The sequence below is a fragment of the Streptococcus parasanguinis genome (assembly GCF_001578955.1).
GTDB lineage: Bacteria > Bacillota > Bacilli > Lactobacillales > Streptococcaceae > Streptococcus > Streptococcus parasanguinis_U.
The window spans coordinates 175,380-189,633 of the sequence record NZ_KQ969691.1; the positions used below are offsets into that span (position 1 = coordinate 175,380).

Below are 14,254 nucleotides of genomic sequence, written 5' to 3' on the forward strand. Positions count from 1 at the left end.
TCCATGAGCTTTTTCATGGAGATTGAGGTAGACCAAATCGTCCTTTCCTCGCAGACCGATCGGCACGGCCAAACTTTGGTAAGGGGCATGACTCTCCCAACGACTCAAGACCTTGAGATCATTGAAAGTTTCCGCTTGATACATTTCAAGGAAGGTCACTGAGTCTGGAATCGAACTCTTAAGCTGTTGGATATGCTTGAGGGGGGCAAGGCCACGCGAGATGGCTTCCTTGTCATAACCTTCAGGGAAGTGATCCAATTGGAAGTCGAGCTCCCGAAGAACCCCTTCTTGCAAGAGCAATTGCCCTTGGTTGCGGTCCTTGATAGAGATAACCGTTTGGATATTTTCAGAAAGAGATGAGAGCACATCTGCCACATAGATGATGGAGCAGCCTAGCTCTGTCGGATCCTCACGGAAGAACTCCATGATGACATGGTCCAAAATCAAGGTCTCATCGGTGATGAGGACCACATAGTGAGGGTGGAAGATCTTGGTGTCATTGGCTTTTTCTTCCTCTTTTTGCGCCTTGCGGAGCTTGAGGATTTGGTTGAGACTGTTCAAGACCTGATCGCGTGTCCGCTGATTGTAGACAAAACTACGGACATTCATGTCTTGCAAGGTCGCATGAGGCAACCAGCGCATCCAATCCCAACTTTCTTTTTCTTCCTCTGGAATGATCGGGATAATGGTCAGATCATGGTAAGAGTGAAAGACAGCCAATTGGGCAACAAGGAGTTGCAACTGCTCGAGCACGATGGGACGAGGGCCGACATACCCCACAGGTCCCCGATTGAGGCTGGCTACAATCGGAAGATTGTCGATCTTTTGATGCGCTTGGAAAAGGGCATAGCCTTCTTCTTCCAAGGCATCTTTCTTCCCACTGCGTTCTTCCTGACCATATTTGAGCTCATAGCTGGTTGGGACCTTGCCCAAGCCCAAACGATAGGCCAAAAAGTCAAAATGAAGCGGTGTTTTTTCGTAGATCCGTGAGTCATAGCGTTTGACCATCTTGGTCAAGTCTTCGATGGCTGGGAAATGGTAAAACATGCCTTCTCGCTGCTTACGAGAGAGCTGTTCCAAGTCCTTGGCCTTGTCCTTGAGATAGAGATGGTAGAGCTCCACGCGCTCTTTCTTATCTTCTTTGTATTTCTTACGATTCTTGAAAAATCCTTGTACCGAAAAGATCACACTGACCACAGACATGGATACCGTCGCGATGATATAGAGACCCCGCGGTTGGAAAATAGTGATCAAGAGGGTCACCCCAACCATGATAAGGGGGGGCATGATCAACTTCAAGAGTTCATCCGATGGCTTTTGAGGCTCCGCACCCGGAGGATTGATCAGGATCTTGTCTTCTGAGCTCCGGTAGATGATCCGCGGAGACCGGTGGTACTCTGGGTAGTCCTTGTAGAAGTCGTAACGCGAATGCAAGCGAGGCACCAGATAAGGACTCACTTCGACCGATCCTTCCACGCCAAATTCTTCCGGATAGAGCTTAAAGGTCACATCTCCAATCGCCAGCTCATCTCCAAAAGCCAGTGGAACAGTCGCTTCAGTAACGAGTTTGTGGTTATGGTAGAGTTTTCCAGATAAGAGCTGGCAAGTCCAGGTCTGGTCTTTTTTTACAAGGAGAAAGCGCACTGGATAATGCACGCGCACATCCGCACCTTGTTCATCTGCTACCAGGATTTCTTCCTTGTCTAGCAGTTCATAAGTATGGACTTCTCCTGTCGCCAAGTAGCAGACCACATCTCCAAGGATCTTGCTATTTTTAAGCATGCCCTTGTCTTCCCCATATTGGTAGAAGACTTCTCCTTGACTCCATTGGAAATGAAGGGGATGTTCTTGCGAAGAAATGGTCAACTGAGCCGTTTCTTGATTCGATACGGTCGCTGTTTTCCCCTCTTCTAGTGCTAGCTCATAGCGAAAACCTTTTTTATAGAGTATGATACGTTTTTTCATAGACTACTCCTTGTGTTCTCTAGACTCAGTTGAGCTTGCTGTTGTAGAAGACGAGCTTTCTGTTGAGGAGCCTTCTGTAGATGAAGCCGTGGTTGAGCTGCTAGTGGAAGATTTGGTTTCATCTGTCTCTGCTTCCAAAAGTTTAGAGCGGGCATCCCAGTATTTCTTGTATTCGCCCTCTAGCTCAGAGAGTTTCTTCTCGCGCTGTTCACCAGAGAGTTTTTCGCTATCGCGTGTCGCCTTGATTTCTTTACGAAGGGCGTAGATGATCAAGTCTGAATCGTCGATCCGCTTGGCTGTATCCAAGGCTTGGGTAAAGTCATGACGGCCGATATAGATCCAGTAGTGAAGATAGAGACTGTCTGACTTGAGCGTGACGTTGTTGAGGATGACCTTCTTTTGGTCCTCTGAGAAATTCAAGCCTTGTAAATAAGACGTCGCCAACTCATATTTCTGCGTCGTTGGAAGACTGCTTGGAGCTACTCCCTCTAATTCATCGATCACACCGGTATAGTCTACCTTAAGATAGGCTGTATCCGCTTGAAGCAACTTTTCTTTAAAGGGTGCTTGGAAAAAGACCAAATAAATCAAAGGCAAAAGCAAGAGGGCCACTACAGCGGAAAGCCATACGGTTGCCAACTTAAAGATTCGGTGTTGACGGCTTGAAACCAAGGTCAAGGTCTTTTCTTCCTCTTCCTTGCGTTCTTGGTAGGCTTTCTCTAAGAGAGCTTTCATCTCTTCTAAGCTAGCGGCATCACGGATTTCTACCAAGAAATCTGGCAGATCTTCTAATTCAAGCGTCCCTTGATAGAGCTCCATGAAGTCCCAGTCACCAAAAAGAGTAACGGCATAGCACTTAGCCTGGCGCAAGAATTCAACCTGATCCCACTTGCGTGGCACCATCATTCCCGGAACCCCGCGGTAAGCAATCTTGACTTGTGCATCCTTGGTCACAAACAGATTGACGGGATGCAACATAAAGGTCACTGGAAGCTCCAAGGCTGGCGCCAAATCCAAGACATTGATGGCTAGACGCAGACGGTCTGATACGGGTAATTCTTTGATTTCTTCTGCAGTCAAGCCCAGCGCATCTGTCTGATAGGTCAGATGAATCTGGTCTTGATCGGCCGTCATGCTTTGCTCTAAAAACAGGGGATGATGGAGATCCAAAATCCATAAATTGCGTAAATCCTGGCTATCCACTTCTGAACGCTTGAGGTCCAGTCGCCAGCTCGTTTCTTCTTTTTCAAAACGGAAGACTTGTTCTTCCAGTGTAAATTGTTCTTCTTTCACCTTACCACTCCTCAATTTCGATCAGATCACCACTCGTGATCGGATACTCTTGAACCACCTTGCCTTCATCCAGCAAGATGCCCTTATTTACCACGCGCAACTGATACTTACTTCTAGGCTCCATGGCAGACCCAAAGATCTGATCCAATTCCCGAATCAAGCGTCGCACCTCCATCCGCGTTGGGATCCGGAGGTCATGGCTTGCACCATTCATACGGAAGGTGACATTAATATGTTGGTCCATTTAGGCCTCTTTTCTATAGATTCGATAGGAAATATAGCCAGCAATCCCAAAGAGAAGGGCACTCCAAGCCAGCATTTGCAAGGCTGGAATAAAATCCGACAAGCTGGCCGAATTGTCCTCCACATTGGACTCGAATTTAGATAATTTTTGATTTTCAGGCTGGAACAGGTCCGCTTCAGGCCCCGTTTTTTTCTTTCCCTTTATAGCAGAAAACAACTGGCCGTCAGAATCGGTCAATTGTTTCTCTTGCTTGCGTTTTTCATCTGCTAATTTTTTCTGATCCTTCTCATTGAAAAGAGACTCAGTCGCATCCAATTGGCCCCCAAGTGTCTTTTCCTGCTCTGTCTCAAGACGTGAGTTGTTGACCTGCAGACGATTATCAATAAAATCATCTGCAGAAACAACAGCTACTGGTAAGAGACTAAAGACAAAGAGAAGATACATCATTTTTTTCATAAGCTTGTTTCAATTTCCTTTGTTTGAGTAAACTTTTTAGGAATGAAGATATTGGCAACTGCCAAAAGGCCGAAGAAGACCAACAATCCGAAGAAGACGCCGATACCGGCTGTTTGTCCATCAAAGTAACCCGCAAACTGTCCTTCTAAAATAGAAAGGAGGTTGACATTTTTCACCAGTGCTGGAAGGCCTGACAAGGTCGCGGTCGTTCCGATCGCACTTGATAGGTAGACGTAGCTGATCAACATGAAGAAGGCTAGTCCCATTCCAATCACACGGAAGTGTTTCAAGAGAAGGTATTGCAGTTGTACCAAGACAAAGCTTGCTAGAACCGCTAAGAATACCCATGAAGGTACATATTCACGACCAACAGAGAGTTGAATACTTGAAATCATTCCGATCACCAGTCCAAGGATGAGAGAAAGTCCTACAAGGACACCGACAGACAAGAGATCTGATTCTTGCAAGCGATTCAATTTGAAACGATCTTTCACCTTGCGGATGATTGGCTGAGTCGCAAAGAGATAAGCTGTAAAGAGGCTCAAGATTTCTAGCATAAAGATCCAGATAAATGGACGGTAGACGTTGATGGTCGCTTTCACAGAAGAAGATTTCTCTGCAACTGGATTTGACAAGAAGTCGAGCAAGACTTCATTTGGCACACCATTTTCGTAAGCATTGTTGAAGACTTTGCGGAAGGCTTCGACGAAGTTCCCGTTTTCAGACAATTCCTTATCGAATTCACCCATCAAACTTTCCGCATTGCTAGACAATTTCTCTGTATTGCCTTGGGCTTTTTCCAATTCTTTGTTCAATTGGCTAAAGATTTCATTGGTAGAGTTAGCAGCTTCTACATTGCTACGAGATGAGCTCTTAACGCCTTCTGTCGAGCTCAATAATGACGTGTATTCAGAACCAAGAGCTGACAAATCTGCATCGGTCTTGGTTTGAGCCTGTGTCACTGTTTCTTGCGCTTTTGAGATCTCTTCTAAACGTTTTTGAAGATCAGCATATTGCGTCAATTGATCATTGATATTTTTGGTTAGATCTTTGTTAGTGTTTTCGATTGCTTGAAGATTGGCCTGCAATTGTGGTCCCAAGTCTTGCAACTGTTGGAGTGTACCATCTAACTGGGCTTTCACACTCTTCGTTGCATCCCCAGATTCATCCGTTTCAATACTCTTACGGTAGTCCTTCATATTACTTGAAACGGCAGCCTTCACGACATCGACCAAAGCATCTGTCAAATCCATATCTTCGATCGGATCATAGAGCGAATGACGATTTTCCTTTTCATCTTTTGGATAGTAGGCATCGATCAATGCTCCTGCGCGTTGATAATCCAAGGCGATTTCACTAGCTTTCGATGCATAGTTAGCGACAGCTGTTTTCAAATCTTCTGCAGATACGGTCACACTGGTTGAAGAAACCCCATTCACAAGGACTTCAACATCAATCGCGCTCGGCATAGCTCCTCCATCTTCAACAAGGTGAATTTGAATTTGTTTGCCATCTTTCAGTTCGACTTCCTGCTCACCACTGCCTGCATAAGTCTGTCCATCATAGGTCCAAGTATCAACCTTGACTCCTGCAGGGACATGAATACTGACTTTCTGTTTCCCAGATTTAGCATTAAGGACATCCGCAACTGCCGTTAATTTGGCATCCACTTCAGCAGCCAATCGTTTTAATTCATCGGCATTCCCTTTTGCTTGCGCCTTCGTTCCAGCAAAAGCACTATCAAAATCAATCGCTGCGTTGAAATTCCCATACTTATTCAAATTCAGACTAGCAGGATCTAAAGACGGAAGTTTTTCAATTGCTTTACGAATATCTTCATCCGCTTTATTACGTGCTTCACTTAATGTCTTGATACTCGTCTTTCCAAGCAAGGTACGAAGAGTGACTTTGTCTCCTTCTTTTAGACCATAGTAGTCAAGGATCTTCGCTTTTACAGTAGACTCGATGTTCTTTTCGTGCTCATCTAATTTGTCGCGTTCTGCCTTGATCCCTTTTTCGAGGTCTGCCACACGATCATTCACATCTTTTGTCAAGCCTGCATAGGTCTTGGTCCCTGAAGAATCTCCTTCTGTTTCAGTTGGTTGACTCAATTGTTTGGTAATTGCTTCTTGGTTTTGTTGTAGATTCTTATACAACTCTTGGGTCTTTTCACTGACAACAGACTGGTTCATGGACATCAGCTGGTTCATGAACTCTTCATGGCTGATCTTATCCTCAGAGCGTTGCTTGATCAATGTGTCGAAGTTTTGACCGTACTGATCCTGAGATTGGGTCAATTGATCAAAAGCCTGTGTATAAGACTCAAGGACTGTCTTCAAGGCATTGTTCGACTCAACAGATGACGTAGACAAGCTATAGAGACTTGGGAAGATATTCTTGGAATCCAAGGCTGAATCTAGCAAGTTGCTCCGGTAAGAACCAATGTTGGTAGATTGAATTTTGTTACTTGTTTCCACGTTCTTCTGAGCTGTATAAAGGTTGCTCAAAATGCTGACCATATACATATCAACCAACTGGCTATTCAAGTCTGAAACGATATCTTTAGCGACTTTATTGGCCTCGTTCTCAACCTGAGAATTTCCAGCCGCATTGACCTTATACGTCACCGTTGTCTTCTCTGCATTAACCGCGTTCACTTCCAAGACCTTCTCTGAGAAGTCACTTGGAATGACAATCATCAACTGGTACTTGCCATCTGCAAGCCCTGACTCAGCAGCTCCACGAGGGAGTACAGACCAGTTTTGCGAATTATCCCGTTCGATATTCTTTACATAGCTAGCCCCAAGGTTGTATTCTTTATCATTCAGTTTGACCGCCTTGTCTTCATTGACAACCGCAATGTTGAGCTTGGTGTTTTCTGTCGTTTGCACGGTCTTGGCTTCGTTTTGCTTTTGGTCCTTTTGAACCGTCGTATAAAGACCCACGACAGATCCCATCAAAAGGAGCACAACCGCACTCTGACCGATGTATTTTAACCATTTTTTATTTTTAACTTCCATACCTTTTCCTTTTTCTAATTCATAGATACAAAATAGGGGTTAGGAATTAAGAATCTAACCCCTATTTTCTATATATCAAAAGACAAAAGGGTGATCTACCTACAAGAAGTAAGATCACCTCCAAGACTATCTTAGTGGATTTGTGCAGCGATATCTTGGTCAGTTTGTTCAACGATATCAGCAACTTTGATCAATTGACCGTTGATGTCTTCCAACAATTGAGCGAATTGTTTGATTTTTGGAGACAATTCGTTGAATTGTGCTTCAAAGCTATCAAATGCAGATCCATCCCAGTTTGCGTCGATGACTTGTTGTTCATGAGTCAAAGTAGTAAGGATTTGATTGATTTCTTGAGAACCTTGTGCATAACGTTGTGCTGAAGCACGTAGGTCTTCTGGAGTTAATTTAATTTGAGCCATATTTTTCTCCTTTTGGGCTGATACCCTTATATTTTTTTCATAAACAATACATTTTAGTACGAATTAGTAAAATGCCAGATAACTGTATATTTTACCTTTTTCTCCCTGTTTGTATTATTTACTTAAAAATATCTTAATGAAATATTGCCAGAATGTCAAGTTTAGAGGGCTAACTGATAAAACATTGTAACTTTGTTACAATTGTGTAACATTTTGTCATAAATATGTAATATATTTTCTGAATTCCTTGCCCCAGTAGTCTCCAACTAGTATTATTTCTGAGAAGAAAAGAAGACACTCTGTCCTTTTATATTAACTCAACACATAGATAAAAATTGTTGATTTTAGGTGTTTTTAAAAGCAAATTTTGAAGATTCTTGTATATTTTTTCATTTTTAAAACTTTTATGGTATAATGAAACCTGTTCAAAACTTGTTTCATACAAGATCGAACACCATTAACCTATAAGGAGTATATATGAAAAAATTTCTACTTGCCTCTGTCTGTCTACTAGCTCTTACCGCTTGTAGCCAAGGCCAACAAGGCAAAGGAACTACTGCCGCTTCTTCCAAGCAAGAAGCCACTCAAACCAAAAAGGAGCAAGTCCAAACCAAGACCTTTGTTAGCGACCTCGGCGATCACCACCAAAACAAAATTCAAATTGGCTACAAGAATGATGAGATTGTTTCCATGACCATCATGGGAGTTGCACCAATACCGGAAGATATGCAAAAATCAGATGTCGCTGAATTGAAGGAAGTCTATCAAGAAGAAGCTGATAAAGCAAATTCCAAACACGGTGTTAACGGACAAGCTGGAATCAACACAAGCATCAAAATCGCTGATGATAAACAGACCTATACAAACGTTATGCATGTTGATTTTACTCAAATGAAAAAGGAAGATTTTGTGAAATTACTGGCTGATCAAGGGGAAGAAACCAACACTACCATGTTGAAATACCTCAAAGGCAAACCTCAAGATCTCTTTACCTATTTCAAAGATCAAGGCCTCAAAGAAGAAAAATAAAAAGAGCTTCCTGAGTTTCATCACCACACTGGTGAGAGCTCAGAAAGCTTTTTCTTATTTGTTCAAGATTGAAAGGGTTTCAAGGAGATTGTCCGCATGAACTTCGATGGTATCTCCTGTCGCTTTGATTTTCACTTCTACGATGCCTTCAGCTGCTTTTTTACCAACTGTTACGCGGATTGGAAGCCCAATCAAATCACTATCGCTGAATTTGACACCAGCGCGTTCATTTCGGTCATCCACCAAGACTTCGTAGCCTTTATTCACCAAGGCTTCTTCGATCCGATCGGTCAAAGCAAGGCTTGCTTCATCTTTGACATTGACTGGAATCAAATGCACATCAAATGGCGCCAATTCTTTAGGGAAGTTAATTCCCCAAGCGTAACGGTACTCCCCTTTTGGAGTCTTATTGACAAAGAGGCGAGCATGTTGCTCCATAACGGCTGAAAGAAGACGGCTGACACCGATTCCGTAGCAGCCCATGATGATTGGAACTGCACGACCGTTTTCGTCCAAGACATCTGCTCCCATGCTAGCGGAGTAGCGTGTGCCGAGTTTGAAAATGTGACCGATTTCGATCCCACGTGCAAAGTTCAAGACCCCTTTCCCATCTGGTGAGATTTCGCCTTCACGAACTTCACGGATATCGACGTATTCTGCAGTAAAGTCACGTCCTGGGTTGACACCAGTCAAGTGGTAGCCTGTTTCATTGGCACCGACTACTGCATTGCGGCTGTCTTGGACCTTGCGGTCTGCGATAATCTTAACATTTTCAGGAAGATCAACTGGACCGAGAGAGCCAAAATCAGCTCCTAATAATTCTTTCACTTCCACTTCGGTTGCAGGTTCAAAGAAGTCTGCGCCGAGGTGGTTTTTCAACTTCACTTCATTGAGCTGATCATTACCTACAAGAAGGGCTACAACTGGCTCACCATCTGCGATGTAAACTAAAGTCTTGATAGTAGCTTCTTCTGGAACATCCAAGAATGCAGCTACTTCATCAATCGATTTGACACCTGGTGTTTCCACGCGTTTCACTTCTTCTTCTGCTACGACACGGTTACTAGGCTTGTATTCGTTAGTAGCCATTTCCAAGTTCGCAGCATAGGTTGATTCACTTGAATAGGCAATAGTATCTTCCCCAGAAACCATCCATTTGAGCAATTCTGCTTTGATTTCTTCTTGAACTTCTGCTGGGATCTCATCAAAGGAAGCTACTGATTTGTCTAAAACAACCCAACGGTCCAAGTCCGTACGAGCAGGCGTAACAGCCATAAACTCTTGGCTATCTTTTCCACCCATGGCACCACCATCACCGATGATGGCTTTGTAGTCGATGCCACTGCGTGTGAAGATCCGCTCATAAGCTGCCTTGTATTCATCATAAGTAACGTCCAAGCTATCGTAGTTGGCATGGAAACTGTAACCATCTTTCATGATGAATTCACGGGTCCGAAGAAGACCGTTCCGTGGGCGTTTTTCATCGCGGTATTTTGGTTGAATTTGGTAGAGATTCAACGGCAATTGTTTGTAAGATTTTACTGAGTCGCGCACAATAGCGGTAAAGGTTTCTTCGTGAGTTGGACCCAAGATAAAGTCAGAGCCTTCACGGTTTTTCAACTTATAAAGGTCTTCCCCGTAAGTTTCGTAACGACCAGATTCACGCCAGAGATCCGCACTCAAAAGGGCTGGAGCTAGCATTTCTACTGCTCCAATTTTTTCAAATTCTTGGCGCATGATGCCTTTTGCTTTTTCAATCACTCGATTTGCTAATGGCAGATAAGAATAGACACCAGCTGAGACTTGGCGAACATAACCTGCACGCAACATCAAAGCATGGCTAATGACTTGAGCATCGCTTGGCATTTCGCGAAGCGTTGGAATCAACATTTTACTTTGTTTCATGGACAATATCCTTTTCTATTTCAAAAATAATTTCATAATATCATTCCAGGTGACAGCAATCATCAAAATAACCATTACAGCTACACCTGCAAGCGTCATATAGGTTTCTACTTCCTGTTTCAATGGTTTTCTCCGGACGACCTCGATCAAATTGATCAAGATTTTCCCGCCATCCAAAGCCGGAATCGGGATTAGATTGAATATCCCAATATTAATAGAGAGCATGGCCATAAGAGACAAGACTGCTGGAATTCCTAATTGAGCAGCTTGTGAGCTGGCATTGTAGATGGCAACCGGACCACCCAGTTTATTGAGACTAAAGTGGAAAATGATATCTTTCAAAGCTCCCAAAATCCGTGTCGCTGTATTCCAGGTATCTGTAAAACCAGACAAGAGTTTATCCACAAATCCTGTCTTGAGGCCATTTGTCACACCCAGATAGTAACGATTCCCTGACTTGGTTGGCTTTACTTTAACTTCTTTTTCTTGGCCGTCTGTTTTGACTTTCAGGGTCAATTCAGGAGCCGTCTTGCTGTCCTTGGTTGCTTTCTCGACAGCATCAGTCAGCTCATCCCAGTTGCTAACGGTATCGTTGTTAACTTGAAGGATCTGAACGTTGCTTTTGACACCGACCTTAGCCAGCGCCCCATCGGGTGCCACCTGAACATTGTTGCTGTAGTAGTCAATCGCACCACCGCGCATAAAGGCTAGAAGTGAGTAGACGACAATACTGAGGATAAAGTTGTTCATAGGACCCGCAAAGTTGGTGATCAACCGTCCCCAAATGCTGGCATTCTGATACTGAACATCTCTCGGCGCAATCCGCACTTCTGTCCCATCTTCCTCAACAATAGTCGCATCATGATCGACATCATAAGTCTTGGTCTCATCGAGAACCAAGCCCGTGATTTCTAATTTATCTTCAAAGTCAAACTGGGTAACATTCATGGGAAGGGCTGTCTGATCCAGATTCTTTCCTGAAAGATTGATCCGGACGACCTTACCAGCCTCATTTAGCGTCAAGCTGACAGGCGTTCCGGTTTTAATCTCAGTTGTGTCCTCACCCCAGCCAGCCATACGCACATAGCCACCTAAAGGTAGAATGCGAATCGTATAGGCTGTTCCATCTTGACCAATATGGGCAAAGATCTTGGGACCCATCCCGATCGAGAATTCTCGCACCAGGATGCCCGATTTTTTTGCAAAATAGAAATGACCAAACTCGTGAACGAGAACGATCACTCCAAAAATAACAATAAAGGCAATAAACTGCATCGTTCTATATGTGGTTTCCTTTCTATCACTTCTGTCTTAGAATAAGCCCAAGAAATGCATCAAGGGAAAGACAAAAATCAAACTATCAAAGCGGTCTAGAACACCACCATGTCCTGGAATAAATTTCCCAGAATCTTTCACACCGAAGTGGCGTTTAATCGCACTCTCTACCAGATCTCCAAACTGACCTGCAATACTAAAGAGGATGGTAAAGAAGATCATCGCAAGAAAACCATGTCCACCTGCCACAGAGCGATCCACGATCATATAGATCACAGTTACCGCAACTGCAGACAAGATTCCCCCAAGACTGCCTTCAATCGTTTTATTAGGAGAAACCGCAGGCATGAGCTTGCGTTTCCCAAACCGGCTTCCTACCAGATAAGCACCTGAATCTGTAGCCCAGACAATAAAGAGGGCTAACAAAACCTTATCAATACCAGCAATTCGCGCATCTACTAAGGAATGGAAGCCGAGTCCAACATAAAAGCTGGACGCAATGGGGTAGACCACATCTTCATAATTGTAATTCTGAGCAAGAACAGTTGTCCCCATGAGAATCAAGACAACCAGACCATAGGCAATCATATTGCCATCTGCTGGAAGATAAGGGAGGTAGTCCTCGATCGGCAAAGTCAGGACGAAGGCCGCTAACATGGCTAGCGCTCCTTCAAAAGTCGCTGTCTCAAGCCCCTTCATCTTGAGCAATTCATGAACCCCTAGCATGGCGATCAAGCCAATCACAATCTGGAAGAACACTCCTCCAACCATTACTGTTGGAATGAAAAAGAGCAGGGCAATTCCTCCAAAAATCACACGTTTTTGTAAATCTTTCGTCATCATCTTCTCCTAAACACCACCAAATCTCCGATGGCGATGGCTATATTCTACTATGGCACTTCGTAGTGCTTCCTCTCCAAAATCTGGCCACATCACATCTGTGAAATACAACTCACTATAAGCGGCCTGCCAAGGAAGGAAATTACTCAAACGGATCTCTCCGCTGGTACGAATAATCAAATCCGGATCCCTTAGGACGCGTGGCAAACTCTCGGTATAGAGAGAATCAGCGATCATCTCTTCTGTGATATCTTCTGGGCTAAACTTCGCATCCAAGACTTCTTGGGCGATCTGCTTCACGGCCTGAGTGATCTCAGCACGTCCACCATAATTGAGTGCGAAATTCAGGATCAAGCCAGTATTGAGATGGGTCATCGCTTCTGCTCTTTCCAAAGCCTCTAGCGTTTCTTTTGGTAATTTCTTGGTATCACCGATCATTTGAATCTTGACATTGTTGCGATGCAATTCGGGGACGAAACGATCATAAAATTCGATCGGCAAGTGCATGATGAACTTGACTTCATCTTCAGGGCGTGTCCAGTTTTCCGTAGAAAAGGCATAGACAGTCAAGACCTGAACCCCCATATTTTTTTGCTGCAATCGTCACTTCTTGGAGAGCTTCCATCCCTGCCTTATGACCGAAGACGCGCGGTTGCATCCGCTTTTTCGCCCAGCGACCATTGCCATCCATAATGATCCCAATGTGTTTCGGGACTTCTAAAGGTATCTCGATTTTTTCTTTTTTCTTAAAACGAAACATGTTTTTCTACCTATTTCAATATTTATCGCTTCATTATACCATAAATCCCCATAAAATAGGGACTCTGGCCTCTTTTTTGAACCACCAAGGCTTTCCTTCATCACATCGTCCTATTTGCCCACCAAAAAAGAGGCCTTTGCCTCTTCTTTGATGATTATTCTTCGATGGCTGAATCGGCATCTGAGCTAGCGCCTTCTGTAGCAGTAGCTGAGATTCCTTCTGATACAGGAAGAACTGTTTTGATCGCTCCCAATTCAAAGGTCAGGTAGACACCATCAACATCCAAGACAACGGTCTTGCGGTCTGTGTCGACTTCATCGATGGTTCCGTACAAGCCACCAATCGTGATGACTTCATTTCCTTTTTGAAGTTTATTCAAACTTTCCATCCGTTTTTGGTACTGTTTCTTTTGGCTACGGCTCATGAAGTACATCAAACCGACCATAAGAACGAGCATAATTAGCAAACTTCCGCCTTGCATATGTTTCTCCTTTAATTTTCATATATGCTATACTATATCAAATTTCGCCCGTCTTTTCAAGTTTTCCCATCCTCTTCAAGCAAAATCAGGCTCCAGTCTCAGAGAGGAGGCAAGTTTTGATGAAAAAGAAAAAAACCACGAAAAGTGGGCTACTGACTAGTCAATCGTAATGCCATACTTTTCATGATTCTCATCATACCAATCAATCAAGGCCAAAGCCGTTTGATAGGTAATATTTTTGATTTTACTCGTTCCCTTCGTCAAAGTCGCCAAGCTCATTTTGCTGATGTTTGTTTCAGTTGCGACACGATAGCTCGTCAAGCGACCATCAACCATCAGTTGAACAACGGCTTCCACTTTTCTGTATTCGGGAGTTGAGTAGATATCAATTGTATTGCTCATCTTACTTCCATTCCTCAAATTTTATTCTTGTATAGATTATATACTTATTTTCTTTATTTATTAATAATTTTGCTCAAATTGGATTAATTTCACTAATTATTGATGTTTTTTTAGCCCAAATAGGAGGATTTTGGCCTTATACGGCGAATAATTTCCCCCAGGTGG

General features: G+C 43.5%; 11 protein-coding genes and 2 pseudogenes. 1 reads left to right on the forward strand and 12 read right to left on the reverse strand.

Features of this window, described 5'->3' with window-relative positions; all coding sequences use genetic code 11:
* From SPADD19_RS12840 to SPADD19_RS07645, 6 genes and pseudogenes are all read right to left on the reverse strand, one after another.
* Nucleotides 1-1,965: pseudogene (locus tag SPADD19_RS12840) on the reverse strand (type VII secretion protein EssC); the annotation flags it as partial.
* Nucleotides 1,966-1,968: 3 nt separating this feature from the next.
* On the reverse strand, nucleotides 1,969-3,258 hold the full coding sequence (gene essB, locus SPADD19_RS07625; protein ID WP_061455700.1) for a type VII secretion protein EssB: 1,290 nt from the start codon (nucleotides 3,256-3,258) through the stop codon (nucleotides 1,969-1,971).
* 1 nt (nucleotide 3,259) lies between these two features.
* The gene (locus SPADD19_RS07630) at nucleotides 3,260-3,502 is read right to left on the reverse strand and encodes an EsaB/YukD family protein (protein WP_003013697.1); all 243 of its coding nucleotides are present in this window, start codon (nucleotides 3,500-3,502) and stop codon (nucleotides 3,260-3,262) included.
* Nucleotides 3,503-3,958 (reverse strand): type VII secretion protein EssA, encoded by a 456-nt coding sequence (essA, locus tag SPADD19_RS07635; protein WP_045759059.1) that lies wholly within the window; start codon nucleotides 3,956-3,958, stop codon nucleotides 3,503-3,505. It abuts the gene before it with no gap.
* Nucleotides 3,955-6,978: a type VII secretion protein EsaA gene (esaA, locus tag SPADD19_RS07640; RefSeq protein WP_061455701.1), complete on the reverse strand. Its 3,024-nt coding sequence runs from the start codon at nucleotides 6,976-6,978 to the stop codon at nucleotides 3,955-3,957. Before esaA ends, essA begins: the two co-directional genes overlap by 4 nt.
* A gap of 131 nt (nucleotides 6,979-7,109) precedes the next feature.
* Nucleotides 7,110-7,397 carry a WXG100 family type VII secretion target gene (locus SPADD19_RS07645; protein ID WP_061455702.1) on the reverse strand — a complete coding sequence of 96 codons (288 nt, stop codon included), beginning with the start codon at nucleotides 7,395-7,397 and terminating at the stop codon, nucleotides 7,110-7,112.
* Between the two features lie 477 nt (nucleotides 7,398-7,874).
* Here SPADD19_RS07645 and SPADD19_RS07650 point away from each other — a divergent pair, with 477 nt between their 5' ends.
* Nucleotides 7,875-8,426, forward strand: a complete 552-nt coding sequence (locus SPADD19_RS07650) for a hypothetical protein (protein ID WP_061455703.1) — start codon at nucleotides 7,875-7,877, stop codon at nucleotides 8,424-8,426.
* Nucleotides 8,427-8,480: 54 nt separating this feature from the next.
* Here SPADD19_RS07650 and SPADD19_RS07655 read toward each other — a convergent pair whose 3' ends face one another.
* The 6 genes and pseudogenes from SPADD19_RS07655 to SPADD19_RS07680 form a co-directional block, all read right to left on the reverse strand.
* Nucleotides 8,481-10,331 (reverse strand): proline--tRNA ligase, encoded by a 1,851-nt coding sequence (locus SPADD19_RS07655; RefSeq protein ID WP_021154372.1) that lies wholly within the window; start codon nucleotides 10,329-10,331, stop codon nucleotides 8,481-8,483.
* A gap of 15 nt (nucleotides 10,332-10,346) precedes the next feature.
* Nucleotides 10,347-11,606, reverse strand: a complete 1,260-nt coding sequence (gene rseP / locus SPADD19_RS07660; protein ID WP_021154371.1) for an RIP metalloprotease RseP — start codon at nucleotides 11,604-11,606, stop codon at nucleotides 10,347-10,349.
* 36 nt (nucleotides 11,607-11,642) lie between these two features.
* A complete protein-coding gene (locus SPADD19_RS07665) occupies nucleotides 11,643-12,446 on the reverse strand; it encodes a phosphatidate cytidylyltransferase (protein ID WP_023919527.1) in 804 nt (267 codons plus the stop codon).
* Between the two features lie 9 nt (nucleotides 12,447-12,455).
* Nucleotides 12,456-13,206: pseudogene (locus SPADD19_RS07670) on the reverse strand (isoprenyl transferase).
* A 154-nt stretch (nucleotides 13,207-13,360) separates the two neighbouring features.
* Nucleotides 13,361-13,687 carry a preprotein translocase subunit YajC gene (gene yajC / locus SPADD19_RS07675; RefSeq protein WP_003004444.1) on the reverse strand — a complete coding sequence of 109 codons (327 nt, stop codon included), beginning with the start codon at nucleotides 13,685-13,687 and terminating at the stop codon, nucleotides 13,361-13,363.
* A 156-nt stretch (nucleotides 13,688-13,843) separates the two neighbouring features.
* Nucleotides 13,844-14,089, reverse strand: coding sequence for a hypothetical protein (locus tag SPADD19_RS07680; RefSeq protein ID WP_003009969.1), 246 nt, complete (start codon nucleotides 14,087-14,089; stop codon nucleotides 13,844-13,846).
* Between the last annotated feature and the right edge of the window lie 165 nt (nucleotides 14,090-14,254).